At 70.7% G+C, this 25,786-nt stretch carries 21 protein-coding genes and 1 tRNA gene; 12 read left to right on the top strand and 10 right to left on the bottom strand.

From position 1 onward, the window contains the following. Window positions 1-32 precede the first annotated feature (32 nt). Together ACJJV7_RS09465 and ACJJV7_RS09460 are read left to right on the top strand one after the other, a co-directional pair. On the top strand, window positions 33-1,346 hold the full coding sequence (locus tag ACJJV7_RS09465; RefSeq protein ID WP_405375373.1) for a GNAT family N-acetyltransferase: 1,314 nt from the start codon (window positions 33-35) through the stop codon (window positions 1,344-1,346). A gap of 48 nt (window positions 1,347-1,394) precedes the next feature. Then, on the top strand, window positions 1,395-3,206 hold the full coding sequence (locus ACJJV7_RS09460) for an ABC-F family ATP-binding cassette domain-containing protein (protein WP_405375375.1): 1,812 nt from the start codon (window positions 1,395-1,397) through the stop codon (window positions 3,204-3,206). On the opposite strand, the gene ACJJV7_RS09455 is transcribed toward ACJJV7_RS09460, so the two are convergent. Together ACJJV7_RS09455 and ACJJV7_RS09450 are read right to left on the bottom strand one after the other, a co-directional pair. Next, entirely contained in the window at window positions 3,207-4,151 is a 945-nt protein-coding gene (locus ACJJV7_RS09455; RefSeq protein ID WP_405375377.1) for a pseudouridine synthase, read from the bottom strand. Between the two features lie 10 nt (window positions 4,152-4,161). Next, window positions 4,162-4,659 (bottom strand): MarR family winged helix-turn-helix transcriptional regulator, encoded by a 498-nt coding sequence (locus ACJJV7_RS09450; protein WP_405375379.1) that lies wholly within the window; start codon window positions 4,657-4,659, stop codon window positions 4,162-4,164. 83 nt (window positions 4,660-4,742) lie between these two features. On the opposite strand from ACJJV7_RS09450, the gene ACJJV7_RS09445 reads away from it, so the two are divergent. The 6 genes from ACJJV7_RS09445 to ACJJV7_RS09420 all read left to right on the top strand — a co-directional run bounded on the left by ACJJV7_RS09445 (window position 4,743) and on the right by ACJJV7_RS09420 (window position 10,328). Continuing rightward, window positions 4,743-4,814 (top strand) — tRNA-Gln (locus ACJJV7_RS09445). A 1-nt stretch (window position 4,815) separates the two neighbouring features. Continuing rightward, window positions 4,816-6,291, top strand: coding sequence for a bifunctional UDP-N-acetylglucosamine diphosphorylase/glucosamine-1-phosphate N-acetyltransferase GlmU (gene glmU / locus ACJJV7_RS09440; RefSeq protein WP_405375381.1), 1,476 nt, complete (start codon window positions 4,816-4,818; stop codon window positions 6,289-6,291). Next, window positions 6,263-7,300 (top strand): ribose-phosphate diphosphokinase, encoded by a 1,038-nt coding sequence (locus tag ACJJV7_RS09435; RefSeq protein ID WP_405375383.1) that lies wholly within the window; start codon window positions 6,263-6,265, stop codon window positions 7,298-7,300. Before glmU ends, ACJJV7_RS09435 begins: the two co-directional genes overlap by 29 nt. A gap of 126 nt (window positions 7,301-7,426) precedes the next feature. Next, the gene (locus ACJJV7_RS09430; RefSeq protein ID WP_405375385.1) at window positions 7,427-7,906 is read left to right on the top strand and encodes a hypothetical protein; all 480 of its coding nucleotides are present in this window, start codon (window positions 7,427-7,429) and stop codon (window positions 7,904-7,906) included. 2 nt (window positions 7,907-7,908) lie between these two features. Then, window positions 7,909-8,778 carry an FAD:protein FMN transferase gene (locus tag ACJJV7_RS09425; protein WP_405375387.1) on the top strand — a complete coding sequence of 290 codons (870 nt, stop codon included), beginning with the start codon at window positions 7,909-7,911 and terminating at the stop codon, window positions 8,776-8,778. Further along, complete coding sequence (locus tag ACJJV7_RS09420) at window positions 8,775-10,328, top strand: flavodoxin reductase (protein WP_405375388.1); 1,554 nt, start codon at window positions 8,775-8,777, stop codon at window positions 10,326-10,328. The genes ACJJV7_RS09425 and ACJJV7_RS09420 overlap by 4 nt, the downstream gene beginning before the upstream one ends. Window positions 10,329-10,545: 217 nt before the next feature. Here the strand turns inward: ACJJV7_RS09420 and ACJJV7_RS09415 are convergent, their stop codons facing one another. The 6 genes from ACJJV7_RS09415 to ACJJV7_RS09390 all read right to left on the bottom strand — a co-directional run bounded on the left by ACJJV7_RS09415 (window position 10,546) and on the right by ACJJV7_RS09390 (window position 16,936). Then, on the bottom strand, window positions 10,546-12,048 hold the full coding sequence (locus ACJJV7_RS09415) for a sensor histidine kinase (RefSeq protein ID WP_405375389.1): 1,503 nt from the start codon (window positions 12,046-12,048) through the stop codon (window positions 10,546-10,548). Next, window positions 12,045-12,770: a response regulator transcription factor gene (locus tag ACJJV7_RS09410; protein WP_405375391.1), complete on the bottom strand. Its 726-nt coding sequence runs from the start codon at window positions 12,768-12,770 to the stop codon at window positions 12,045-12,047. Before ACJJV7_RS09410 ends, ACJJV7_RS09415 begins: the two co-directional genes overlap by 4 nt. An 87-nt stretch (window positions 12,771-12,857) precedes the next feature. Then, a complete protein-coding gene (locus ACJJV7_RS09405; protein ID WP_405375393.1) occupies window positions 12,858-13,295 on the bottom strand; it encodes a VanZ family protein in 438 nt (145 codons plus the stop codon). Window positions 13,296-13,318: 23 nt separating this feature from the next. Continuing rightward, window positions 13,319-14,908, bottom strand: a complete 1,590-nt coding sequence (gene gndA / locus ACJJV7_RS09400) for an NADP-dependent phosphogluconate dehydrogenase (RefSeq protein ID WP_405375395.1) — start codon at window positions 14,906-14,908, stop codon at window positions 13,319-13,321. Window positions 14,909-15,001: 93 nt separating this feature from the next. Continuing rightward, complete coding sequence (locus ACJJV7_RS09395; RefSeq protein WP_405375397.1) at window positions 15,002-15,517, bottom strand: gluconokinase; 516 nt, start codon at window positions 15,515-15,517, stop codon at window positions 15,002-15,004. Between the two features lie 18 nt (window positions 15,518-15,535). Next, window positions 15,536-16,936 (bottom strand): GntP family permease, encoded by a 1,401-nt coding sequence (locus tag ACJJV7_RS09390; RefSeq protein WP_405375399.1) that lies wholly within the window; start codon window positions 16,934-16,936, stop codon window positions 15,536-15,538. A 128-nt stretch (window positions 16,937-17,064) separates the two neighbouring features. Between ACJJV7_RS09390 and ACJJV7_RS09385 the strand changes: the two genes are divergently transcribed. Then, window positions 17,065-17,775: a FadR/GntR family transcriptional regulator gene (locus ACJJV7_RS09385; protein WP_405375401.1), complete on the top strand. Its 711-nt coding sequence runs from the start codon at window positions 17,065-17,067 to the stop codon at window positions 17,773-17,775. A 24-nt stretch (window positions 17,776-17,799) separates the two neighbouring features. Here the strand turns inward: ACJJV7_RS09385 and ACJJV7_RS09380 are convergent, their stop codons facing one another. Beyond that, window positions 17,800-17,922 carry a hypothetical protein gene (locus ACJJV7_RS09380; RefSeq protein WP_405375403.1) on the bottom strand — a complete coding sequence of 41 codons (123 nt, stop codon included), beginning with the start codon at window positions 17,920-17,922 and terminating at the stop codon, window positions 17,800-17,802. A 236-nt stretch (window positions 17,923-18,158) separates the two neighbouring features. Between ACJJV7_RS09380 and ACJJV7_RS09375 the strand changes: the two genes are divergently transcribed. The 3 genes from ACJJV7_RS09375 to mfd all read left to right on the top strand — a co-directional run bounded on the left by ACJJV7_RS09375 (window position 18,159) and on the right by mfd (window position 23,062). Next, window positions 18,159-18,806 carry a 50S ribosomal protein L25/general stress protein Ctc gene (locus ACJJV7_RS09375; protein ID WP_405375405.1) on the top strand — a complete coding sequence of 216 codons (648 nt, stop codon included), beginning with the start codon at window positions 18,159-18,161 and terminating at the stop codon, window positions 18,804-18,806. A gap of 71 nt (window positions 18,807-18,877) precedes the next feature. Then, entirely contained in the window at window positions 18,878-19,465 is a 588-nt protein-coding gene (gene pth / locus ACJJV7_RS09370) for an aminoacyl-tRNA hydrolase (protein ID WP_405375407.1), read from the top strand. A gap of 9 nt (window positions 19,466-19,474) precedes the next feature. After that, window positions 19,475-23,062 (top strand): transcription-repair coupling factor, encoded by a 3,588-nt coding sequence (gene mfd / locus ACJJV7_RS09365; protein ID WP_405375409.1) that lies wholly within the window; start codon window positions 19,475-19,477, stop codon window positions 23,060-23,062. Between the two features lie 41 nt (window positions 23,063-23,103). On the opposite strand, the gene ACJJV7_RS09360 is transcribed toward mfd, so the two are convergent. Beyond that, entirely contained in the window at window positions 23,104-25,773 is a 2,670-nt protein-coding gene (locus ACJJV7_RS09360) for a phosphoenolpyruvate carboxylase (RefSeq protein ID WP_405375411.1), read from the bottom strand. Between the last annotated feature and the right edge of the window lie 13 nt (window positions 25,774-25,786).

Here is a 25,786-nt window from a genome sequence, read left to right as displayed (position 1 = left end):
GGGGTGACGGCGGCGCGTTCTACGCTGGAGACATGACCCACCAGGATGAGACCTTCCACGCGGCCGACCTCGATGACGCTCTGCGGAGCGGCCTCGGGGATCACGGCCTCGAGGCGCGTCGCGTCGACGACGACGACCGCGTCGGCACCGACCGCTGGCTCGACGCCGTGTCGCGCGGCTTCCTGAGCGACGAGCAGACCGATGTCCAGTACGGCGAGGCGTTCGCCCGCCTCGCATACCGGCGCAAGCTCGGCGTCTACGACGCGACGGCGCCGAACCCCGCGGTGCCGGTGGCGACGTTCGCCTCGTGGGGAGCTGAGCTGAGCGTCCCCGGCGGGGTGGTGCCCGCCTGCGCGATCAGCTCCGTGACCGTCGCCCCCACGCATCGCCGCCGCGGCATCCTGCGTCACCTGATGTCCGGCGAACTGCGGACGGCGGCCGCCCTCGGGTACCCGCTCGCTGCGCTCACCGTCTCGGAGTCGGGGATCTACGGACGGTTCGGCTTCGCCCCCGCGGCGCTGGCGGCGCAGTGGGAGATCGACACCCGACGTGCGCGGTGGATCGGTCCGGCCGCGCCCGGTCGCATCGACTTCGTCTCCCGGGAGCAGGGACGGGATCTCGCGGCCTCGTTGCACGAGCGGGTGCGGCGGGCATCTCCGGGCGAGATCGACATGCCGGGCGGGCACTGGGACCGCTTCTTCGGCACGCGCGCCGATGTCGACAAGCCGGGCCGGCTGCGCGCCGTCCAGTACCGCTCACCGGACGGTGACGCCGAGGGCGTGGCCCTCTACCGGGTGACCGAGAACGAGGACGAGTGGTCGGCGTCGACCGTCGACGTCGTCCAGCTGATCGGGGCGACGGATGCCGCCTATGCCGGCCTCTGGCACTTCTTCCTCACGATGGACCTCATCGGGGTCGTGCGGGCGAGCGAGCTGTCGGTGGACGAGCCGCTCTGGTGGATGATCGGCGATCAGCGCGCCGCCCGGATCACGGTGCGCGACCATCAGTACGTCCGCGTCCTCGACGTGCCCACGACGCTCGCGGCGCGCTCCTACGACGTGACCGACACGGTGGCCCTCGAGGTCGTCGACCCGCTCGGCATCGCCGACGGCGTCTTCGTGCTGAGCGCGGATGCCGAGGGCGAGGCGTCTGTCGATGTCGTCGACGCTCCACCGCTCGGCATCCCGCTGGTGCGTCTGGGCGTGGCCGAGCTCTCGGCGATCGTGCTCGGGGGAGTCTCCCCGGTCACTCTCGCGCGCGCCGGACGCCTGGAGGCCGACGACCCTCACCGCATCGCGCGCGTCTTCGGGTCGACGACGGTTCCCCGGCTGAGCTTCTGGTACTGAATCCCCGAGCGGTCCGGGCCCGCCCGCCGGGTCCGTAGTCTTGAACCGATGGCACATCTTCTCGGGGCTGAGTCCCTGCACCTGGAATATCCGACCAAAGTCGTCTTCGAAGGCGTCTCCCTCGGCGTCGACGAGGGCGACCGCATCGGCATCGTCGGCCGCAATGGCGACGGCAAGTCGAGCCTGATGGCGATGCTCGCGGGCCGCCGCGAGCCCGACTCCGGCCGCGTCACGATGCGTGGCGGCGTCACCGTCGGCGTGCTCGAGCAGGCCGACGTCCTCGACGACGACCTCACCGTCGGGCGCGCGGTCGTCGGCGACGGCCCGGAGCACGAGTGGGCCGGTGACCCGAAGGTGCGCGACGTGCTCGCGGGCCTCATCGCCGACCTCGACTGGGATGCCGCGATCGGCACGCTCTCCGGCGGTCAGCGCCGCCGCGTCGCGCTCGCCCGCCTGCTCGCGGGCGACTGGGACGTCCTGGCACTCGACGAGCCCACCAACCACCTCGACGTCGAGGCCATCTCGTGGCTGGCCGCGCATCTCAAGCGGCGCTGGGCGCCCTCGAGCGGTGCGCTCATGGTCGTGACCCACGACCGGTGGTTCCTCGACGAGGTGTGCACGGCCACGTGGGAGGTGCACGACCGCATCGTCGACCCGTTCGAGGGCGGCTACGCGGCCTACATCCTGCAGCGCGTCGAGCGCGATCGGCAGGCGGCCGCGATCGAGGCGCGCCGTCAGAACCTCGCGACCAAGGAGCTCGCGTGGCTCCGCCGCGGTGCGCCGGCTCGCACGGCGAAGCCGAAGTTCCGCATCGACGCCGCCAACGCCCTGATCGCCGACGTGCCCGAGATCCGCGATCGGGTTTCGCTGCAGTCGCTCGCCGTGTCCAGGCTCGGCAAGGACGTCGTCGACCTCCTCGACGCCGGCGTCGAATACGACGGCCGCACGATCCTCCGCGACGTCGAGTGGCGCATCGCCCCCGGCGAGCGCACCGGCATCCTGGGTGTCAATGGAGCCGGCAAGTCGACCCTTCTCGGCCTCATCTCCGGCGCCGTCGAGGCGACGAGCGGCCGCGTGAAGCAGGGCAAGACCGTCAAGGTCGCCACCCTCAGCCAGCGGATGGACGAGCTCGACCCCCATATGGCCGACCCGGTGCGCGTCGTCGTGGCGCAGCTGCGCACCACGTACACGTTCGGGGCGGGCTCGAAGGCGCAGGAACTCACGCCCGGACAGCTGCTCGAGCGCATGGGATTCGCGTCGGCGCAGCTCTCGACGCCCGTGAAGGATCTCTCGGGTGGACAGAAGCGGCGTCTCCAGCTGCTGCTGATCCTCCTCGACCAGCCCAACGTGCTGATCCTCGACGAGCCCACCAACGACCTCGACACCGACATGCTCGCGGCGATCGAGGACCTCCTCGACTCGTGGGCGGGCACTCTGATCGTCGTCTCGCACGACCGGTACTTCATGGAGCGGGTGACCGACCAGCAGTACGCCGTCATGGGCGGCGGACTCCGGCACCTCCCCGGCGGGGTGGACGAGTACCTCCGGCTGCGCGCGGCGCACCCGGCGGCCACCGGAGCGGCGCCGACCACCGGAGCGGCCCCGGGCGCGGTCGACGCGCCGTCGGCATCCGCTCTGTCGGGCGCAGACCGGCGCGCCGCCGAGAAGGAGGTCTCGTCGCTCGAGCGTCGGATCCAGAAGCTGACGGGGCAGATCGAGCGCGCCCGTGCCGCACTGGCCGAACACGACCAGGCCGACTACGTCGGGCTGGGCGACAAGACCCAGGCGATCGCCGCCATGCAGGCGGAGATCTCGGCTGCGGAGGATCGCTGGTTCGAGCTGAGCGAACAGCTGGCCTGATCAGCCGCCCGGCGCCTCGCGCAGGCGAAGCCTCGTCGTGAAGCTGCGCTGGTGTCCCGTGAGGGGATCGACGAACGCGATCTCCCGCGCGAGCAGCTGCAGCGGCCGGTCGTAGTCGTCGGGCGACTCGTCTTCGAGCGTCGGGTAGAAGCGGTCGTTCAGGATTCCGAGCCCGATCGACGCCAGGTGGGCCCGGAGCTGATGCATCCGCCCGGTGTGCGGTCGCAGCAGGGTGTGGACGACCTCGCGTCCGAGGTGCCAGCCGGTGCTCGGGCCGCGGGAAAGGAGTTCGACGCCTGTCTCGGAATTGGGGTCGCGTTCGAGGTCCTCGATCGCGCGGAGCGTTCCGCGCGCGCTCGTCAGGTGACTGCGGACGGTGGTCGGCAGGGGCGGAACACCCTCGTCCGGCACACCGGAGACCGCTTCGTAGACCTTCGACACGGCGCGATCGGCGAACAGGGTCTGGTAGGCCCCGCGCGTGTCAGGACGGGCGGAGAACATCAGGATGCCGGCGGTCGCACGATCGAGGCGGTGGATCGGCGTCAGCTCGGGGTTGTCCAGCCGGCGGCGGAGCCGGACGAGCGCAGAGCTCTGCAGAAAGCTCCCGCCGGGAGTGGTGGGCAGGAAGTGCGGCTTGTCGATGACCACGAGGTCGTCGTCGTGGTGCACGATCTCCTCGACGAACGGGATGTCGGGCTCGACGGGCGGCTCGCGGTAGTACCAGATGAAGTCGGTCGCGCCGAGGGGCGTCGAGAGCGACACCTCGACGCCGCCGAGCCCTACGACCTCGCCCCGCGCGAAGCGGTCGTCGAGCACCGCGCGGTCGATGTGAGAGAAGCGGTCGGCCACGTAGTCCGCGATGCTCGCCCACGGCCCCGTCCGGGGGACGCGCAGCCGGGTCGGGCCGACCCCGTCGCGCACGGGCAGCGGCGCCTTCAGAGCCACGCGGGCGCCCTCAGGAGTCGAAGCTCAGGCTGAGCTTGCGCAGCAGCCCGGCCAGGCGCTCGCGGTCGGCGCGGGCCAGCACGGCGAGGAGGCCCGCCTCCGCGTCGACCAGGCGGGTGATGGCGGCGTCCACGCGGATGCGCCCGTCTTCGGTGAGACTGACGAGCACCCCGCGGCCGTCTCCCGGGTCGGCCGCGCGCGACACGAGCCGGCGGGCGACGAGGCGGTCGATGCGGTTGGTCATCGTGCCGCTCGAGACGAGGGTCTGCTGGAGCAGCTGCTTGGGGCTGAGCGTGTACGGCTCACCGGCACGCCGGAGGGCGGAGAGCACATCCCACTCCCACGGCTCGAGGTCGCTCCTGCTGAACGCCTCGCGGCGGGCGCGATCGAGGTGGCGGGAGAGGCGGTCGACGCGGGAGAGCACCTCCAGCGGAGAGAAGTCGAGATCCGGTCGCTGTGCGATCCAGGCGCCCACGATCCGGTCGACCTCGTCGTGTTCGGGCGTCATGGGTTCATTATCGCCGGAACGGGCGCGCGGGTGCGTGCATGGCAGACTTGTCGCGCGGCATCCGACACCCTCGGCGGCCGTGGTCCGCCGTGGTGTAATGGCAGCACGACAGCCTTTGGAGCTGTGAGGTTCAGGTTCGAGTCCTGGCGGCGGAGCATGACCGAGAACACGTTCGACTCCGATCTGGCCGTCATCATCCTCGCTGCCGGCCAGGGCACGCGGATGAAGTCGCAGCTACCCAAGGTGCTCCACCGCATCGGAGGGCGCCCGCTCGTCGGCCACGTGCTCGATACGGCGCGCGACCTCGCCCCGGCCCACGTCGTCGTGGTGGTCCGTCATGAGCGCGACCTGGTCGCCGACGCCGTCGCGGGCGTGGCTCCCGAGGTCGTCGTGGTCGATCAGGACGAGGTTCCCGGCACCGGCCGCGCCGTCGAGCTCGCTCTCGCGGCGCTGCCCGACCACACCGGCGATGTCCTGGTCCTGAGCGGCGACGTGCCGCTCCTCGACGCCGACACGCTCGGCGCACTGCTCCGCGACCACCGGACGGCGGGCGCAGCCGCGACGCTCCTGAGCGCGGACCTCGACGACCCCACCGGCTACGGGCGCGTCGTCCGAGCCGCCGACGGCACCGTCACCCGCATCGTCGAGCAGAAGGACGCCACGCCCGACGAAGCGGCGCTCCGAGAGGTCAACGCGGGAGTCTACGTCTTCGGCGCCGTCGCCCTGCGGGAGCATCTCGCCCTCGTCGGCACGACGAACGCCGCGGGGGAGAAGTACCTCACCGACGTGATCGGGCTCTTCCGGGCCGCCGCGCTGCCGATCGCGGCATCCGCCGTCGCCGACGTCGACGTGGTGCGCGGAGTCAACGACCGCGTCCAGCTCTCCGACGCCGCTCGTATCCTGAACGCGCGGACGGTGCGCCGCTGGCAGCTCGCCGGGGCGACGATCCTCGACCCGGCCACCACGTGGATCGATGTGACCGCAACTCTCGCCGTCGACGTCACCGTGCTCCCGAACACCCACATCCTCCGCTCCACGGCGATCGCGGAGGGAGCGACCGTCGGTCCCGACACGAGCCTCGTCGACTGCGAGGTCGGCGCCTACGCGCAGGTGACGCGCACCGATGCGACGCTCGCCGTCATCGGCGCGGGCGCCACCGTCGGGCCGTTCGCCTACCTGCGCCCCGGCACCCAGCTCGGTGAGCGGGGCAAGATCGGCACGTTCGTCGAGACCAAGAACTCGACGATCGGCAGGTCGAGCAAGGTCCCGCACCTCTCCTACATCGGCGACACCACGATCGGTCGGAACGTGAACCTGGGCGCCGGCGCGATCACCGCGAACTACGACGATCTGGCCAAGCACCGCACCGAGATCGGCGACGAGGTCCACGCCGGCTCGCACAACGTCTTCGTCGCGCCGGTTAGGATCGGAGATGGCGCGAAAACAGGTGCCGGAGCAGTCATCCGCAAGGATGTGCCGGCCGGCGCACTCGCCCTCAGCGTCGCCCCCCAGCGAAACGTCGAGGGGTGGGTCGAGAATCACCGACCGGGAACCGGGGCCGCGGACGCCGCGGCTCGGGCCCGGTCTGCACAGGAAGCGGACCATGGGTCGCAAGAAGCAGCAGACGGTTGACCTCGACGCCGAGCGCGGTATCGCGCCCGGCCTGGTCGCGAAGACCAAGAAGCGACTCGTCGTCGCGTCGGGACGATCCCACCAATCCCTCTCCGAAGAGGTGACGGCGGCCCTCGGCACGCAGCTCGTCCCCACCGAGCACCGCACGTTCGCCTCCGGCGAGATCCTCACCCGATTCGAGGTGTCGATCCGCGGGTGCGACTTCTTCCTCATCCAGAGCTTCGGGCCGCCGGTCAACGAGTGGCTCATGGAGACGCTGATCATGCTGGATGCCGCCAAGCGCGCCTCCGCGAAGCGGATCACGGTGGTCGCGCCGTACTTCCCGTACTCCCGGCAGGACAAGAAGGGCCGCGGGCGTGAGCCCATCAGCGCCCGGCTGGTCGCCGACCTGTTCAAGACGGCGGGCGCCGACCGGGTCATGAGCGTCGACCTCCACGCCGCGCAGATCCAGGGCTTCTTCGACGGCCCCGTCGATCACCTCTTCGCCAAGCCGGTGCTCCTGGAGTACTTCGAGCGCACCCTGAGCGCCGCCGACCGTGCGAAGCTCACGGTCGTCTCACCCGACACCGGGCGCGTCCGCGTCGCCGACACCTGGTCGGACAGCCTGGGCGCCCCGCTGGCGATCATCCACAAGCGCCGCGACCCGAACGTCGCCAACCAGGTCACCGTCAACGAGATCGTCGGCGATGTGTCGGGCCGTGTCTGCCTGCTCGTCGACGACATGATCGACACCGGCGGCACCATCGTGAAGGCGGCGCAGGCCCTGAAGGCGAGCGGCGCCGAGCGTGTCATCGTCGCGGCGACCCACGCGATCTTCAGCGACCCCGCCACCGAGCGCCTGCAGGACGCCGCGATCGACGAGGTCGTCGTCACCGACACGGTGCCGCTGCCCGACGAGAAGCGGTTCCCCGCGCTCACCGTGCTCCCGATCGCCCCACTGCTGGCCCGCGCGATCAAAGAGGTCTTCGAAGACGGTTCCGTCACGAGCATGTTCGACGGCGCGGCCTGATCCCCGCGGCGCTCCCCTCGGGTTTCGTTGCAAAAGCATAGGAATCCCAGGGGGGTCGCCTCGGGTCCTCTCGTTACGGTTACGACACCCCCCTCACCGGGTGGGCACGACTGAAGGAGGACCCCCATGATCCGCACCACCGCCGTACCCCGCCCGCTCCGGGTGAGCGCTGCCGTCGCATCCGTCGCCGGCCTCGCGTTCCTCGCCGGATGCAGCACCCAGCCCACCGCCCCCGCGTCCTCGGCTCCCGCCGACAGCGGTTCGAGCGAATCGACCCAGAGCGGGGCCGGCGGCGACGCGACCGGCGGCACCTACACCGACGGCACCTACACCGCCGAGGGCTCGTACCAGACCCCCGAGTCGGTGGAGGAGATCAGCGTCACCCTCACCCTCGAATCCGACGTCATCACCGATGTCGTCGTCGAAGGCCAGCCGTCGCGTGCCGAGAGCGAGCAGTACCAGAGCCAGTTCATCGGCGGCATCCGGGATGAAGTCGTGGGCAAGAACATCGATGAGATCTCCGTCGACCGTGTGGCCGGTTCCTCGCTGACGAGCGGTGGATTCAACCAGGCTCTCGAGGAGATCCGCACCGACGCCGCGGCCTGACCGTGTCCGACATCGACCGGCCCGGGTGGCGTTTCGACGCGATCGGCACACGATGGCGCATCGACACGGCGGAGCCTCTCGCGGACGGCGTCCGCGCCGACGTCGCCGAGGTCATCGACCGCTTCGATCGGGAATGGTCGCGGTTCCGGCCCGATTCCCTGGTGTCCGGGCTCGCCCTGAGCGGCGGAGACGTGCCGGCGCCGAGCGATGCTCAGGCGATGCTCGATGCGTACGTGTCGCTCGCCGAGGCGACCGGCGGCGCGGTGAACCCCCTCGTCGGCGAGACCCTCGCTCGACGGGGGTACGACGCCGCGTACTCGTTCACCGATCGTGGGGCCCGGCCGGCGCCGGCGGACTGGCGGGACATCGTCCGCTGGTCCGCCGGACGGCTCTCCCTCGATGAGCCCGCCATCCTCGATGTCGGCGCCCTGGGCAAGGGGCGCCTGGTCGACCTCATCCTCGACCGCGTTCGACCTGCTGCCGGGCCCTGGGCGGTCGTCGACGGGGGCGGCGACATCGCCGTGGCCGGCACGACGCAGCGCATCGCGCTCGAGCATCCCTACGATGCGACGCGTGCCATCGGCACGTGGACGGTGACGGATGCCGCTCTCTGCGCGTCCGCCACCAACCGCCGGGTGTGGGGCGAGGGACTGCATCACGTCCTCGACGCCCGCACCGGCGAACCTGTGCGGCAGTACGCCGCCACCTGGGCCGTCGCGCCCGACACGATGACGGCGGATGCCGTCGCGACGGCGCTCTTCTTCGACGGCGGGCCGCAGCTCGCGGCGCAGTGGAATGCCTCGTGGGTGCGCATGCGCACCGACGGCTCCGTCGAATGGTCCCCTGAATGCGAAGCGGAGTTGTTCCTGTGATCTCCACCCTGACGGCCGGTTGGGGCCGGCTCCTCGGCCTCCTCGGCCGGGTCTCGATGTATCGACTCGTCCTGTTCGCGCTCGCGGCGCTCGCGGTGATCGCCGCGGCGCTCTCGCTCGCCGGCCAGGTCTCGATCGGCGCGCTCGACATGCTGGTCTCCTTCGTCGTGCTGGCGGTGTCGATCCTGGTGGTCGACGTGATCGCGCAGCGCCTCGTCCAACGACCCTGGCGCGTCGAATCGGCGCTGATCACCGCCCTGATCCTGCTGTTCGTGCTGCGGCCCACCCTCGAGCCGATGGGCCTTCTCGGCCTCGCGATCGCCGCCGCCGTGGCATCCGCGTCGAAGTACCTGCTCGCGTGGCGCGGCCGCCACATCTTCAACCCCGCGGCGGTCGGCGCGACGGCGCTGACCGCCATCAGCATCGGGGTCCCGAGCCTCGGCACCTCGTGGTGGTGGATCGGCAGCCCCGCTCTCGCCATCCCCGTGATCGTCTTCGGGATGCTGGTGCTGCTGCGCACCGAGAAGGTGCGGGTCGTGGGGCTCTTCCTCCTCGTCGCGGTCCTCGCCGGATTCGCACGCACGGTCGTCCAACTGAACGAGGCGGGGATCCCGCTCGACATCGGGATGACCGTGTCGCAACTCCTCCTGCAGTCGCCGTACCTGTTCCTGGGTGCATTCATGCTGTCGGAGCCTCTGACGCTGCCGCCGCGGCGCTGGCAGCAGATGATCGTGGCCGTCCTCGTCGGCGCGCTCGCGGGCTGGCCGATCTCGCTCGGCGCGATGAGCCTCGGGCAGGAGCGGGCGCTGCTGATCGGCAACCTGATCGCCTTCTTCTTCGCGATGCGCACCTCCGTACGGCTCACGATCGTCGAGCGTGCCGCGCTGACGCCGAGTGTGCGGGAGCTGACCTTCCGCACGGAGCGACCGCTCTCGTTCCGGCCGGGCCAGTACCTCGAGCTCGAGGTGCCCCACGCCCGGCCCGACTCGCGGGGCTCGCGTCGCGAGTTCAGCATCGTCTCGTCTCCCGCCGAGCTGCCGATCGTGAAGATCGCGATGCGCGACGGGTCGACATCGAGCTACAAGAAGGCGCTCGCTCAGGTCGGTGCGGGCAGCGCGCTGTCGGTCACGGGCATCTGGGGCGACTTCGTCCTGCCCCGCTCGACCGCGCGTCCCGTTCTCATGGTGGCTGCCGGGATCGGGGTGACCCCGTTCGTGTCGCAGCTGCGCCACATGCGGTTGACCCAGGAGCAGCGTGACGTCGTCTTCGTGTACGTCGCCTCGGCCTCGGAGGAGCTCGCCTTCCGCAGCGACCTCGAGACATCCGGTGTTCCGGTGATCGTCGTCACCCGAGACGAGCCCGCCGACCTGCCGAGTGGGTGGCGATGGGCGGGAGGCGTCCGCCTCGACGCCGAGTCGCTGCTGCGCCTCGTTCCCGACATCGCTGCGCGCGACGCCTACGTGTCGGGGCCGCCCGCACTGATCGGCGCGCTGACGCCCGCGCTCAACCGCGCGCGGTCGATCACGACGGACGCGTTCGCCGGCTACTGAAGGCAAAGCACGAGAGCGGCCCGGGGATCTTTCCCCGGGCCGCTTCCGCGTGTCCGGACGCGCCCTCGTGCGGGGGCCTGCCGTCGTGCGTGCGCTTGCCATCGTGCGTGGGTCTGCCGTCGTGCGTGGGCCTGCCGCCGTGCATGGGCCTGCCGTCGTGCGTGGGTCTGCCGGTGCGCCCGGGGTGGCGGCGTGTGCCGGGCACCCCGGGGCGAGGTCAGGCGGGGGAGCCGGGGGCCCCGTCGACGGGGGAGTCGGGCCGCGCCGGCAGCCGCACCTCGAACGTCGTGGAGCCGGGCTCCGAGTCGACCGTGATGGTGCCGCCGTGACCGTCCATGATCGCCCGGGCGATCGACAGGCCGAGCCCCGTGCCGCCGGTCTGCCGCGCACGAGAGGTGTCGGCACGGGCGAACCGCTCGAACAGCTCGTCGGCGACGCGGGGGTCGACGCCCGGTCCGTCGTCGTGGATGCGGAGGAGCGCATCGCCGCCGTCCACCATGACCGACGTCGTGACGGTGGTTCCGGCGGGGGTGTGCAGGCGCGCGTTGGCCAGCAGGTTGGCGGCGACCTGATGGAGACGCGACGTATCGCCCGCGACGACGACGGGGTCGTCGGCGACGTCGATGACCCACTCGTGGTCGGGGCCGGCGGCGCGGGCGTCGGAGGCCGCCTCGATCGCGAGCCGGGTCAGGTCGACCGCGCCGTAGACGAGTTCGGTGCCTTCGTCGAGGCGCGCAAGCAGGAGGAGGTCCTCGACGAGAGCCGTCATCCGCAGCGACTGGGCCTGGATTCGTTCGAGGGACTCGCGGGTCGTGTCCGCCACGACGCCGGACAGTGCGCCGCCCGCCGCCTCCTGGTGACGGATGCCGCGGAGGGAGAGCTCGGAGTAGCCGCGGATGGATGCGAGCGGGGTGCGCAGCTCGTGGCTCGCGTCGGCGACGAACGCGCGCATGCGGTCTTCGTTGCGCTGGCGTGCGGCGAGCGACGTGCTGACGTGATCGAGCAGGGTGTTGAGGGCGCTGCCGACTTTTCCGATCTCGGTGTGCTCGTCGGTCTCCCGATCGGGCACGCGCTCCGAGATGGTCACCGCGCCCTCCGAGAGCGGCATCGCCGCGACCCGGGTCGCTGTCGCCGCGACGGAGCGAAGCGGAGCGAGTCCACTCCGGATGATGAGGGCGACGACCGCCGCGAGCACGAGGAGGCCGCCCGCCGTCAGGAGGGCCACCGTCGTCACGACGCGCGCCGTCAGCTCCGTCACCTCAGACGTCGGCATCCCCACGACGAGGTACATGCCGGTGCGGACATTGGCGATACGGAGCAGGTATTCGCCGAGGCCGTCGATGGGCGCGGTCGTCCAACCCTGCGCGTCGACGGTGACCGACAGGTTGCCGTCGATCACGAGAGGCACGACGTCGCCGTCCGGCGTGACGCGGGCGGCGGTGGTGCCCGTCAGGTTCTGCACGATCAGCAGCGTTCCCGGCTCCTCGCGCCCCATGTCGAGGATCTTGGTGGCGGTCTGGCTCTGCGACCAGTGCAGGCTCACCCGGTCGCGCGCGGCTGTCAGCTGCGCGTCGAGGTTCTCCCGCACGATGTTGCCGAGGATGGCGCCGGTCGCGAGTCCGACCGCGATCAGGATCACCGAGACGAACGAGATGACCGCGGTGATGAGCCGGGCCTCGAGGCTCCAGCGGTGTCGACGAGACGAGGGGCGGAGTCTCACTGAGGCGCTTTGATCATGTACCCCACCCCGCGGACGGTGTGGATCAGCGGCTCCTTGCCGGCGTCGATCTTCTTACGCAGGTAGGAGATGTACAGCTCGACGACGCTCGACCGGCCACCGAAGTCGTAGTTCCAGACGCGGTCGAGGATCTGGGCCTTCGACAGGACGCGGCGCTGATTGCGCATGAGGTAGCGCAGCAGCTCGAACTCCGTCGCCGTCAGCTCGATCTCGGACCCGTCGCGGATGACCTCGTGCGAATCCTCGTTGAGGGTGAGGTCGCCCACTCGGAGGATCGGATCGGCTGTGCCCGCCGAGGCGCCGGCGCGGCGCATGAGTCCGCGAAGGCGGGCCACGACCTCTTCGAGGCTGAAGGGCTTCGTGACGTAGTCGTCGCCACCGGCGGTGAGGCCGGCGACACGGTCTGCGACGGCATCCTTCGCCGTGAGGAAGAGCACCGGCACATCGTCGCCGCTCTGACGCAGGCGCTGCAGCACGGCCATGCCGTCGAGGTCGGGCATCATGATGTCGAGGACCATGGCGTCGGGCGTGAACTCGCGCGCGGCGGCCAGCGCGTCGAACCCGGAGCCGGCGGTACGGACCTCCCAGCCCTCCATCCGGAGCGCCATCGACAGGAGGTCTGTGAGCATCTGCTCATCGTCGACGACGAGGACCCGCAGGGGGGAGCCGTCGGGGCGCTGGAGGGCAGGGGCGGGAAGCGTCATGATTCCATTGTTCTGACTTCTCTATGAGAACCCTATGCGGCGCTCAGTCCGTTGCTGTGAACGTGTCCAGAGCCCCGCCTCGGAAGGTCAGCGTCGTGGCGATGGAGGGGACAGCAGGAACGCCAGAAGGAGCATGAGACACATGCCGACGATCGACCCGAGCGTGTTCGAGATGATGTCGCGCAGGTCGGCCACGCGGGAGTCCAGCATGACGGCCTGGAGGGTCTCGATGATGCCGCTGGTGACGGCGCCGATGATGGGCGCCGTCCACCAGCCGCGCACGCCGAACCACAGCACGGCGATCACGCCCAGGGGCACGAACATCGCGACGTTCGCCCCGAACTCCACCCGCTCGAAGGTGATCCAGTCGGTCGCGGGGCGCTCGGCGAACCACGCGAGGAGCTTGTCGAGCGCTGACGAGATGTCCGAACCGTACGGACGCGCACGGAGGGTCATCCACGCGACGGCCCAGGCATAGAGGCCCGTCAGGACGGCCAGGACGACGCGCGCTGCGGTGCGGTGCACGCGCAGCGCGGTGTCCGAGCGGCTCAGTGCGTGTCCTCTGCGTCGACTTCGGTGCGGTCGCCCGACCACAGTGTGTGGAAGGTGCCCGCCTTGTCGGTGCGCCGGTACGTGTGCGCACCGAAGAAGTCGCGCTGGCCCTGGATGAGCGCCGCGGGGAGGCGGTCTGCCCGGAGGCCGTCGTAGTAGGCGAGCGACGAGCTGAACGCAGGGGCCGGGATGCCGGAGGCTGCCGCGATCTGGACGATGTCACGCCACGCGTCCTGCGTACGGCCGAGGGCCTCGACGAAGTAGGGCGCGGTGAGCAGGACGGGCAGTTCCGGCTCCGCGTCGTACGCGTCGGCGATGCGGTTCAGGAACTGCGCGCGGATGATGCAGCCGCCACGCCAGATCTTCGAGACCGCGCCGAGGTCGATTGACCAGTCGTACTGGGCGGCGCCGGCGCGGATCTCGTCGAAGCCCTGCGAGTAGGCGACGATCTTCGACGCGTACAGGGCGAGGCGCACCTGTTCGATGAACACGGCGGGGTCGGCGACGGTGAAGTCCTCCGACGACGGCCCGGGCAGCTCGCCCGCGACGTCGCGCTGCTCGCGGTGCGACGACAGCGAGCGGGCGAAGGTCGCCTCGGCGATGCCCGAGACGGGGACACCCAGGTCGAGGGCGGTCTGCACCGTCCAGGCGCCTGTCCCCTTGGCGCCCGCCTCGTCGACGATGACGTCGACGAGGGGCTTGCCGGTCGCGGCATCCGTCTGCCGGAGGACCTCGGCCGTGATCTCGATGAGGTACGACTCGAGCTCGCCCTTGTTCCATTCGGCGAAGATGTCGGCGATCTCGGCCGGGGACTTGCCCGTGCCGCGCCGGATGAGGTCGTACGCCTCGGCGATCAGCTGCATGTCGGCGTACTCGATGCCGTTGTGGACCATCTTCACGAAGTGGCCGGCACCGTCGTGACCGACGTGCGTGACGCACGGCTCGCCCTCGGCGACGGCGGCGATCGAGCGGAGGATCGGGCCGAGGGTCACCCACGACTCGTCGGGGCCGCCGGGCATGAGCGACGGGCCGAGGAGTGCGCCCTCCTCGCCGCCCGAGACGCCCATGCCGACGAAGTTGAAGCCGGCGTCGCCGACGGCCTTCTCGCGGCGGATGGTGTCGGTGAAGAGGCTGTTCCCGCCGTCGACGATAATGTCGCCGGGCTCGAACACGCGCATGAGCTCGTCGATGACGGCGTCGGTCGCGCGGCCGGCCTTGACCATGATGATCGCCGTGCGGGGCTTCTGGAGCGAGGAGGCGAACTCTTCGTAGGTGAAGGCGGGCACGAACTCGGCCTCGGGGTGCGCGGCGACCAGCTCGTCGGTCTTCGAGCGCGAGCGGTTGAACACGGCGACCGTGTTGCCCTCGCGGGAGGCGAGGTTGCGGGCGAGGTTCGACCCCATGACCGCGAGCCCCACGACGCCGATGTTGGCGGCGCCTTCGGCGGCCGCACCGGGCGCGGCTGCCGCGTCGGCGTCGCGCTCGACGTCTTCAGGACGCGGGGCGCCTTCGTGCTGCTGGGTGGCTTCGTGAGGAGCCTGGTCCTGGTCGTTCGAAGGTCCGGTCGGGGAAGAGGTCGACGCCATGCGTAACTCCAGGTTCACAGTCGGGGGTCAGAAGAAGGCGGGCGGCCGAGCCGCGGGTCCGTGGCTACTTTATCGGCTTCGCCCGGGGCGGGTTCAGCCGTGTGACGTCAGGTGCAGGCGCTCGACCACGTCGCGCACCTGCTGATCGGGGCTCATGTCGAGATCGACCGAGATGGCCTGCTCGTCCTCATCGGGGCGCTCGAGGGTCGCGAACTGCGAATCGAGGAGCGCGGGCGGCATGAAGTGACCCTGTCGCCGCATGAGGCGGGTTCGGATCGTCGCCGGGTCGCCGTCGAGAAGGACGAACGTCACGTTGTCTCGCCGGAGCACGTCGCGGTACCGGCGGCGCAGCGCCGAACACGTCACGACGGCCGGCCGGCCGGCCGCGGTGGTCTCGTCGATCCACGCGCCGATGCTGGCGAGCCACGGCGCCCGGTCGTCGTCGTTGAGCGCGTGCCCGGCAGCCATTTTCGCGACGTTCTCGGGGGAGTGGAGGTCATCGCCCTCGCAGAACGCCCAGTCGAGGCGTCCGGCGAGCATCGCGGCGACGGTGGACTTGCCGGTTCCGGAGGGCCCCATGAACACGAGGACGGGTGTCGGTGCAGGCATGCGATGCATTCCGATCGATCAGACGAACAGGCTGAGGAAGAGGACGCCGCCGAGACCCACGACCGAGATGATGCACTCGAGCACGGTCCAGGTCTTGAGCGTCTGCGTGATGCTGAGTCCGAAGTACTCCTTGATGAGCCAGAACCCGGCATCGTTGACGTGGCTGAAGAAGACCGATCCGGCGCCGATCGCGAGCACGAGGAGCGCCGTCATCGGGCCGTCGAGGGTCTCGGTCAGCGGCTGCAGGATGCCGGCGGCGGTGATGGTCGCGACGGTCGCCGACCCGGTCGCCACCCGGATGACGACGGCGACGAGCCAGGCGAGGACGAGCACGGAGACCGACGAGCCCGCGACGAGGTCGGCGATCACCTGTCCGATGCCGGTGTCGACGAGCACCTGCTTGAATCCACCGCCCGCACCGACGATGAGGAGGATCCCCGCGACGGGTCCGAGGGAGGAGCCGACGACGGTGGTGAGGCGATCGCGGTCGAACCCGGCGCCGCCGCCGAGGACGAAGAAGCCCACGATGACCGCCAGCAGCAGGGCGATCACCGGCATCCCGATGAAGTCCAAGACGACCTTCCACGCCGCATCCGAGCCGGGGGCCACGATGTCGGCGACGGCCTTGAGGAGCATGAGGAACACGGGGAGCAGGATGCTGGCGAGCGTCGCGCCGAAGGACGGGCGCCGCACCGGGGCGCCGCCCTTCTCCTCCGCCGACTCGAACAGCGCCGGGACGTCGACCGGGGCCCAGCGCGCGGCGAGCGGGGCGAACAGCGGACCGGCAATGATCACGGTCGGGATGGCCACGATGACGCCGAAGGCGAGGGTGAGTCCGAGGTTCGCACCGAGGGCGTCGATCGCCGCCAGGGGGCCGGGGTGCGGCGGGACGAGTCCGTGCATGGCCGACAGCCCCGCGAGTGTCGGGATGGCGATCTTCATCAGGGGCACGCCCGACCGGCGCGCGACGAGGATGATCACGGGGACGAGCAGCACGAGGCCGACTTCGAAGAACATCGGCAGTCCGATGACCGCGCCGATGAAACCCATGACCCACGGGAGGCTCCGCGGGGTGGCGCGGGCGACCAGCGTGTCGACGATGCGGTCGGCACCGCCGGAGTCGGCGAGGAGCTTTCCGTAGATGGCTCCGAGCGCGATCAGGATGCCGACGCCGCCCATCGTCGATCCGAAGCCGCCGGTGAAGCTCGCGACGGTGTCGGTGACGGCGAGGCCGGCGATGGTTCCGGTCGCAAGGGCGCCGAGCGTCAGCGCCAGGAAGGGGTGGAGCTTCGCCCAGCTGATGAGCACGATGATGATCGCGATCCCGACGAGGGCGGCGGTGACGAGCTGCCCCGCCGGGGCGGAGGAGACCGCTTCCGCGGCGGCGGGAAGCGACAGGGGGACGGCAGGTAGGGCCATGAGCATCCTCGATCTGGCGGGTGGCGACGAAGCCGCAGGAGTATTTGTCCTACATGAAACCACAGGTGCCGGACTTATGCATGACATTTCTCTCATCCGCCGGGGCTGCTGCGGGCCATAATCGGAAGATGACGACCTCGCCCGCTCTCGGATCGGTGCACGACGCGCTGGTGGAGCGCATCGGCACGGCCATCGTGCAGGGCGAGCATGCTCCCGGTGCGCGCCTGGTGACCACAGAGCTCGCCGACGGCGCGTCACGCGGCGCAGGCCGTGAGGCGGTCCGCGTCCTCGAATCGCTCGGCCTCGTCCGGGTCCGGCGCAAGACGGGGATCGAGGTCCGCGCCCGCGAGGACTGGAACGTCTACGCGCCCGAGATCATCGGCTGGCGCCTGGCCGGTCCCGGCCGCGACGAGCAGCTTCGCGAGCTGCACCAGCTCCGCGGGGCGATCGAGCCGCTCGCGGCCCGGCTGGCCGCCGTCCACGCCACCGACGCGCAGCGGCAGGAGATGGTCGCCGCGGTCCTCGAGATGGCGCGGACCGAGCACGACGCCGACGGGGCGGTCTACCTGTCCGCCGACGTCCGCTTCCACCGCACGCTGCTCGCCGCGTCCGGGAACGCGATGTTCGCCGCTCTCGGGTCGGTCGTCGAGTCCGTGCTGGTCGGCCGGACCCAGCATCACCTGATGCCGCATGACGCGAACCCGCTGGCCGTCCGGTGGCACCAGGACGTGGCGTTCGCCATCACGGGAGGACGAGCGGATGCCGCTGCCGAATCCATGGGGCTCATCGTCGCCGAGGCGGGCGACGCCACCCGGGCGGCCTCCTCCTCGGGGCGGTGACGGCCCGGGCGGATCGGTCCGGGGTCAGTCCTTGTACTGGTTCGAACGGCCCATCGAGAAGAACGCGCCGGCGGTCAGGATTCCCGTCACTGCGGTCAGTGCGCCCACGAACCACACCAGGGCGTGGGTCATCCATCCGTAATCCATGATCCTCCGTCAGTCGTGCTCGTCGTGTTTCGAGCTCTGGCTGTCATCGTATCGGGCGCGCTGGTAGAGTCAGTCTCGAACTTCGGCGAGGGACGCATCCGTGCGTCCGTGATCGACGCAGTGAAGCAGGCTTCGCGGCTTTCCTCACGCCCACGCGTTCGAGTCGAACCACAGACCCCATACCTGGGCCGCGTCGGCCCGCATATCTGGGCCCTGAGCCCACAAGGAGTACAGCCATGTCGACTGAAACCGACACCAAGGTCGTCGCCGAGCTGCGCGAGCAGTTCGGCAAGGGCTTCGCCCGTCGCCTCCGCGCCGCCGGCAAGATCCCCGCCGTCATCTACGGTCACGGCACCACGCCCGTGCACGTCGCCCTGCCCGGCCACCAGGTCTTCCTGCTCGTCCGTCGTGCCAACGCGGTCCTCGAGCTCGAGATCAACGGCGAGCAGCAGCTCACCCTCGTCAAGGACGTCCAGAAGGACCCCGTGCACCAGGTCATCGAGCACATCGACCTCCTCGTCGTGAAGAAGGGCGAGAAGATCCAGGTCGACGTGCCCGTGCTCGTGACCGGCGAGTCGTTCGCTGGAACCATCGCGGTGCAGGACGCCATGTCCGTCGCCCTCGAGGTCGAGGCCACCCACATCCCGCAGAACGTCGAGGTCTCCATCGAGGGCCTCGAGGAGGGCGCGCAGATCTCCGCCGCCGACCTCACCCTCCCGCGCGGTGCGGCTCTTCTCGCCGACCCCGAGATGCTCATCGTCGCCGTCTCCGTCCCGCAGGAGGAGAACCTCGACGAGGCCGCCGCCGACGCCGCGGGCGCCGACGCTGCGGGCGCTGACGCCGCCGGTGAGTCCGACGAGGCCGCCGAGGGCGACAACGCCTGACCTGATCTCCCGTTCGAAGCCCGTCGCCGCTCTCCGCTGCGACGGGCTTCGTCGTCGAAAGGACTCCCGCGATGGCGGACACCTGGCTGGTCATCGGGCTCGGCAACCCCGGCTCCCGGTATGAGCGCACGCGCCACAACGTGGGACAGATGGTGATCGATGAGCTGGCCCGTCGCCGATCGGAGACTCTCCGCTCGCACAAGGCGAACGCCCGCGCGGCGGAGACCTGGCTGCGTCCCGGCGCCGCGAAGCTCGTGCTCGCCGCGCCCAACTCCTTCATGAACGTCTCGGGCGGTCCCGTTGCCGCACTCGCGAGCTTCTACGCCGTTCCGCCCGAGCGGGTCGTCATCGTGCACGACGAGCTCGACATCCCATTCGACACGCTGAAGCTGAAGACCGGGGGAGGCCACGGCGGCCACAACGGCGTCCGCGACGTGGCGAAGGCCCTGGGCACCGCCGACTTCCCGAGGGTTCGGGTCGGCATCGGGCGGCCGCCCGGACGCCAGGACCCGGCCGACTGGGTGCTCGACCCCTTCGGGAGCGCAGAGCGCGACCGGCTCCCGATCCTCATCTCGGATGCGGCGGATGCGGTCGAACTGCTCGTCGAGGAGGGCCTGCTCGCCGCCCAGCAGCGCCATCACGCACCACGGGACGCGTAGACTCGACCGGTGACAATTCCCGGGATCGTGCGCGCCCTCGAGCAGGCTGACAGTTTCCGGAAGGCGCTCGAGAGCGCTGACGCAGACGCGGACTTCTCCGCCGTCACCGGTATCGACGCACCTCTCCTGGCCGCACTCGTCGAACGCCGCCGCGCGCAGGGACTGCCGCCGGTCCTCCTCCTCGTCGCGCCCACGGGCCGCCGCGCCGAGAGCGTGGGCGCTGCCCTCCACTGCCTGCTGCCGGACGCCGAGATCCTTCATCTCCCGGCATGGGAGACGCTTCCGCACGAGCGGCTGAGTCCCAGCGCCGAGACCGTCGGCCGCCGCCTCGACGTGCTCCGCCGCGCCGCGCACTGGGACGGCGCGACGCCGCTCGTCATCACTGCCTCCGTTCGAGGGGCGCTGCAGCCCATCGCCCGCGGGCTGACGGATGCCGGTGTGGTCGAGCTCGTCGTCGGAGCGCGCGGGCGGGAGCTGGACGAGGTCGTCCGTCGCCTCGTCGAGCTGGCCTACCACCGCGTCGACATGGTCTCCCGCCGCGGCGAGTTCGCCGTTCGAGGCGGCATCCTCGACGTCTTCCCTCCTGTCGCCGATCATCCCTACCGCGTCGAGTTCTTCGGCGACGAGGTCGACCAGATCCGTGCTTTCTCGGTCGCCGACCAGCGCTCCCTTCCCGGCGAGATCCGGGACGTGACCCTCCTCCCCAGCCGTGAGCTCCTCCTGACGGACGCCGTCCGCGAACGGGCCCGTGGTCTTCGCGACCGGATGCCGGGGCTCGGCGCCATGCTCGAGAAGATGGCCGAGGGCATCCCGGTCGAGGGGATGGAGTCGCTTCTTCCGGCCGTCGCCGATGCGGTCGTTCCCCTCGTCGACTACCTGCCGGAGCGGTCGGTCGTCGCCCTGGTCGACCCGGAGCGCGCCGTCACCCGTGCGCGCACCCTCGCCGACACCAACCGGGAGTTCCTCGAGGCGGCGTGGAGCGCGGCCACCGCCGGCGCCGACAGCCCCGTCGACCTCGGTGCCGGCGATTTCCTCACCCTGCCCGCCCTCCGCGCCGCAGCGTCGGAGCGCGGTGGCGCGTGGTGGACCTTCAGCGCATTCGATTCGGGCGCCGCCGATGCTGCCGAGGAGGGCCTCGTCGATGAGGCCGACGGCGCCGTGCGGCTGGCCGCCGTCACCGTTCCGTCGTTCCAGGGCAACGTGGACGGCGCCACGGAGCACATCGCCGGCCTCCTGGGCAACGGCTGGCGGGTCGTCGTCGCGGCATCCGGCACCGGTCTCGTCGACCGCTCCCGTGACGTGCTGTCCGAGCGGGGGCTCGCCGCACGCACGGCCGACACCCTCACCGAGACGCCCGACCCCGGCATCGCCCTCGTCACGGTCGCGACCCTCGAGGCGGGGTTCCAGGTCGCCGAGGCGAAACTCGCTGTCTTCACGGAGAGTGACTTCTACGGCCGCACGATCGGCGGCGACAACCGCGTCGTCAAGAAGCTCGCCTCCCGCCGGCGCAACGTCGTCGATCCGCTGCAGCTGAAGCCCGGCGATCACGTCGTGCACTCGACCCACGGCATCGGCCGGTTCGTCGAGCTGGTGCAGCGCGAGGTCTCCTCCGGCGGACGCAAGCCCGTCAAGAGCACCCGGGAGTACCTCGTGCTCGAATACGCGCCGTCGAAGCGCGGGCACCCCGGCGACAAGCTCTACGTCCCTACCGACCAGCTCGATCTGCTCTCCCGGTACGTCGGCGGCGAGGCGCCGCAGCTGTCGAAGATGGGCGGATCCGACTGGGCCGCCGCCAAGGGCAAGGCGCGCCGGGCCGTCCGCGACATCGCCATCGAGCTCGTGAAGCTGTACTCGGCTCGCATGTCGTCGAAGGGCTACGCGTTCGGCCCCGACACTCCGTGGCAGCGCGAGCTCGAAGAGGCGTTCCCCTTCGCGGAGACCCCCGATCAGCTCCAGACGATCGATGAGATCAAGGCCGACATGGAGAAGCCGATCCCGATGGACCGGCTCCTGTCGGGTGACGTCGGCTTCGGCAAGACGGAGGTCGCGGTCCGCGCCGCCTTCAAGGCGATCCAGGAGGGCAAGCAGGTCGCGATGCTGGTGCCGACGACCCTCCTCGTGAAGCAGCACCTCGACACCTTCACCGAGCGCTTCGCCGGGTTCCCGGTGCAGGTGCGCGCGCTGTCGCGGTTCCAGTCCGACAAGGAGGCCCGCGACACGCTCGCCGGCATCACCGACGGCACCGTCGACATGGTCATCGGCACCCACCGCATCCTCACCGAGAAGGTGCACTTCAAGGATCTCGGCCTCATGATCATCGATGAGGAGCAGCGGTTCGGCGTCGAGCACAAGGATGCGCTGAAGAAGCTCAAGACCAACGTCGACATCCTGGCGATGAGTGCGACGCCGATTCCCCGCACCCTCGAGATGGCGGTCACCGGCATCCGAGAGATGTCGACGCTCGCGACACCGCCCGAGGACCGGCATCCGATCCTGTCGTACGTCGGACCGCGCAGCGACAAGCAGATCGCCGCCGCGATCCGGCGCGAGCTCCTCCGCGAGGGCCAGGTGTTCTACGTGCACAACCGGGTCTCGTCGATCCAGCGCGTCGCCGCGCAGCTCGCCGAACTCGTGCCGGAGGCCCGCATCGTCGTCGCCCACGGCCAGATGGGCGAGCACCAGCTGGAGCAGGTCGTCGACGACTTCTGGGAGCGTCGCGCCGACGTGCTCGTCTCGACCACGATCATCGAGACCGGCCTCGACATCGCCAACGCCAACACGATCATCATCGACCGCGCCGACAAGTACGGGCTCTCCCAGCTCCACCAGCTGCGCGGTCGCGTCGGACGTGCGCGCGAGCGCGCCTACGCATACTTTCTCTACGACGAGAACAAGCCGCTCAGCGAGACGGCCGCCGACCGGCTCGAGACGATCGCCGTCAACAACGATCTCGGCTCGGGCATGCAGGTCGCGCTGAAGGACCTCGAGATCCGCGGCGCGGGCAATCTGCTGGGCGCCGAGCAGGCGGGCCACATCGCAGGCGTCGGGTTCGACCTCTACCTCCGCATGATCGGCGAGGCGGTCGCGACGTTCCGCGGCGACGAGACCGAGGGGCCGGCCGAGCTCCGGCTCGAGCTCCCGGTGCAGGCGAGGATCCCGCATACGTACATCGACAGCGAGCGGCTGCGGCTGGAGGCGTACCAGAAGCTCTCCGCCGCGGCAGCGGTCACGGCGGCCGACGACGCGATCGATCTGGTTCTCGAAGAGCTCACCGACCGCTACGGCGAGCCGCCGGCCGAGGTGGAGGGTCTGATCGCCGTCGCGCGCCTTCGTCGTCGCGCCGCGAGGTCGGGACTCACCGACGTCGTCGCGATGGGCCCGAACCTGCGCATCGCGCCGGCGCACCTGCCCGACTCGATCCGGGTGCGCCTGCAGCGGCTCCACCCGTCGTCGAAGGTCGTCTCCGGCGGTGACGCGATGGTCGTCCCGCTCCCCACCGCGGACGGCGAGGCGCTCTCCGACGCGGATCTGATCGCATGGGCCGGGCAGCTCCTCGACCAGATCTTCCCGCTGCCGCTTCCGGCGACGGTCGACTGACGCGGTGCCGCGGCGGCCGAGTGCGCCGCGGCATCCGTTCGTCAGCCGGTGTTCTGGAGCCCGGCGGCGACGCCCGACACGGACAGCAGCAGCAGGCGCTGCAGGTCGGGGTCGACCTTGCCGGCTTCCGCGTCGCGGAGACCGCGGAGCGCGCGCAGCTGGAGGAGGGAGAGGGCGTCGACGTACGGGCTTCGCATCTTGACGGCGCGGCCGAGGACGGGACGGTTGCCGAGCAGCTCGGTGCCGCCCGTGAGACGCACCACCCAGGCCCGGGTCGACGCCATCTCCTCGCGCACGAGCGCCGCGAGGTCGTCGCGGTCGCCGAGTTCGAGATAATGGCGCGCGATGCGGTCGTCGGCCTTGGCGAGGCTCATGGCGACGTTGTCGATGAGGGTGCGGAACAGCGGCCACTCGTCGTAGGCGCGCTGGAGGGTGTCGGCGTCGCCCACGGCGTCGAGCGCTGTGCCCAGACCGAACCAGCCGGCGAGGTTGATGCGGGCCTGCGTCCACGCGAACACCCAGGGGATGGCGCGGAGGTCTTCGAGCGACTCGACGGACAGGCCTCGGCGGGCGGGGCGTGAGCCGAGCGCGAGCAGACCGATCTCCTCCATCGGAGTGACCTGGGCGAACCAGGGCGCGAAGCCCGGGGCCTTCACGAGCGAGAAGAAGCGCTCCCGTGAGGCCGAGTCCATGATGCGGGCGACGTCGGCGTAGCGCTCCGCCGCCTCGCGGTTGCGGTTCTCGATCGAGGGCGATGAGGCGAGCAGAGTCGCCGCGGCGACCTGATCGATGTGACGCATCGCGATGACGGGGTCGCCGTAGCGGGCGAAGATGACCTCGCCCTGCTCGGTCAGCTTGAAGCGGCCGTCGACCGAGTGGGGCGGCTGGGCGAGGATCGCCGAGTTCGCCGGCCCGCCGCCTCGCCCGAGGGCGCCGCCTCGGCCGTGGAACAGGGTCAGCTCGATCTTCTGCTCGACCGCCCAGGCAGAGATGGCGGCCTGCGCCTCGTAGAGCGCGAGGTTGGCCGCGACGGGCCCGACGTCCTTCGACGAGTCCGAGTACCCGAGCATGACCTCGAGGCGGCGGCCGGTGACGTCGAGCCGTGCGCTGAAGGCGGGGTGCTCGGCGATGCGGGAGAGGATGCCGGGAGCGGCCTGCAGATCGGCGAAGGTCTCGAACAGCGGGATGACATCGAGAACCGGAAGGGTGCCCGAGGCGCCGACCGCGTGACGGGCGAGCGTGTGCACGTTGGCGAGGTCGTCGGTCGACTGCGTGAACGACACGATGTACCGGCCGGCGGCGCGGGGTCCGTGGCGCTCCTGCAGGAAGGCGATCGTCCGGAAGACCTCGAGAACCTCTTCGGCGAGCTCGGAGCGGGGTTCGCCCGATTCGATCTCGGCGAGCACCTTCGCGTGCACGGCGGAATGCTGGCGGACCTCGAGCTCGGCGAGGTGGAATCCGAAGGACTCGACCTGCCAGATGAGCTGCTGCAGGTGGCCATAGGCCTGACGCCGCGCACGGGCGGCCACCAGCGAGTCCTGCACGGTGCGCAGATCGGCGAGGAAGTGCTCCGGGTCGCGGTAGGCGAGGTCGGCGTCGCGGGTGCGGGTCGCGGCGATCTTGCGCGCGAGCAGGAGCATGATGACGCGGTGCGGCTCGTTGGGGGAGCGTTTGGCGATGTCGGCGGCGGCATCCTCGTCGGCATCCTTCAGCCGCTGCCACAGGCCGAGCAGGTCATCGCTCGCGGGAGTGGAGGCGGCATCGAGGGTGAGCGTCCGTCCGATCCGGCTCGCTGCGCGCTCGAGGCCGAGCAGGACGTGCTCGCTCGCGATCGCGGCGGCGGTGCGGGTCGTCCGCGCCGTGACGAAGGGGTTGCCGTCGCGGTCGCCGCCGACCCAGGAGCCGACGCGCACGAAGGGGCGGACGATCGGTTCGGTGGCGCCGGCGTCGTCGCCCTGCAGTGCGTCGTCGACGCGGCGGTACACGTGGGCGACGGCGGTGAAAAGGGTCTCGTCGAAGATCGACATGACCGAGCGCACCTCGTCGGTCGGAGAGGGCTTCTCGGGCCGGAGCGGCGCGGTGCGCCACAGCGTGTCGACCTCTTCGAGCATGCGCCGCTCGGTGCGTCGCCGATCGGCGCCCTCGGTCTCGGCCGCGTCGCGGCTGTCGAGGAGATCGGCGAGGCGCCGGATGCTGGAGGACACGGCGCGGCGCCTCGCCTCCGTCGGGTGGGCCGTGAAGACCGGATGGAACCGAAGGCTCTGCAGTCGCGACAGCGCGGCATCCGGGCCGACCTCGTCGGCCAGCGTCCGGTAGGCGGCGGTCAGGGAATCGCCGGCATCCTCGCGTGCTGCGCGACCGGCGCGCTCCCGGAGGATCCGCACGCGCTGGTGCTCCTCGGCCAGGTTGACGAGGTGGAAGTAGCACGTGAACGCGCGGGCGACCTCCTCCGCTCGTTCCAAGGAGAACGCGTCGGCGATCGCGGCCGCTCGGGCGAAGGCCTCGGGCGTCTCGTCGGTGTAGGCCTGGATCGTCGCGACGCGCAGTCGTTCGACGTCGTCGAAGAGGCCGGGGGAGCCGCTTTCGCGGAGCACCCGGCCGAGGAGGGAGCCGAGCTCGCGCACGTCGGCGCGCATCTGCTCGGGGATCTCCTGCTCGGCTTCGTATCGGCCGACGAGATCGATCGCTTCGGTGTGGGTCAGTTCGTGCACTCGTTCACGCTAG

This window comes from Microbacterium sp. Ld4 (assembly GCF_045066555.1).
Classification (GTDB): domain Bacteria; phylum Actinomycetota; class Actinomycetes; order Actinomycetales; family Microbacteriaceae; genus Microbacterium.
The sequence above is the reverse complement of the archived record's forward strand: the minus strand, read 5'-3'. Positions and strand labels throughout refer to the sequence as shown.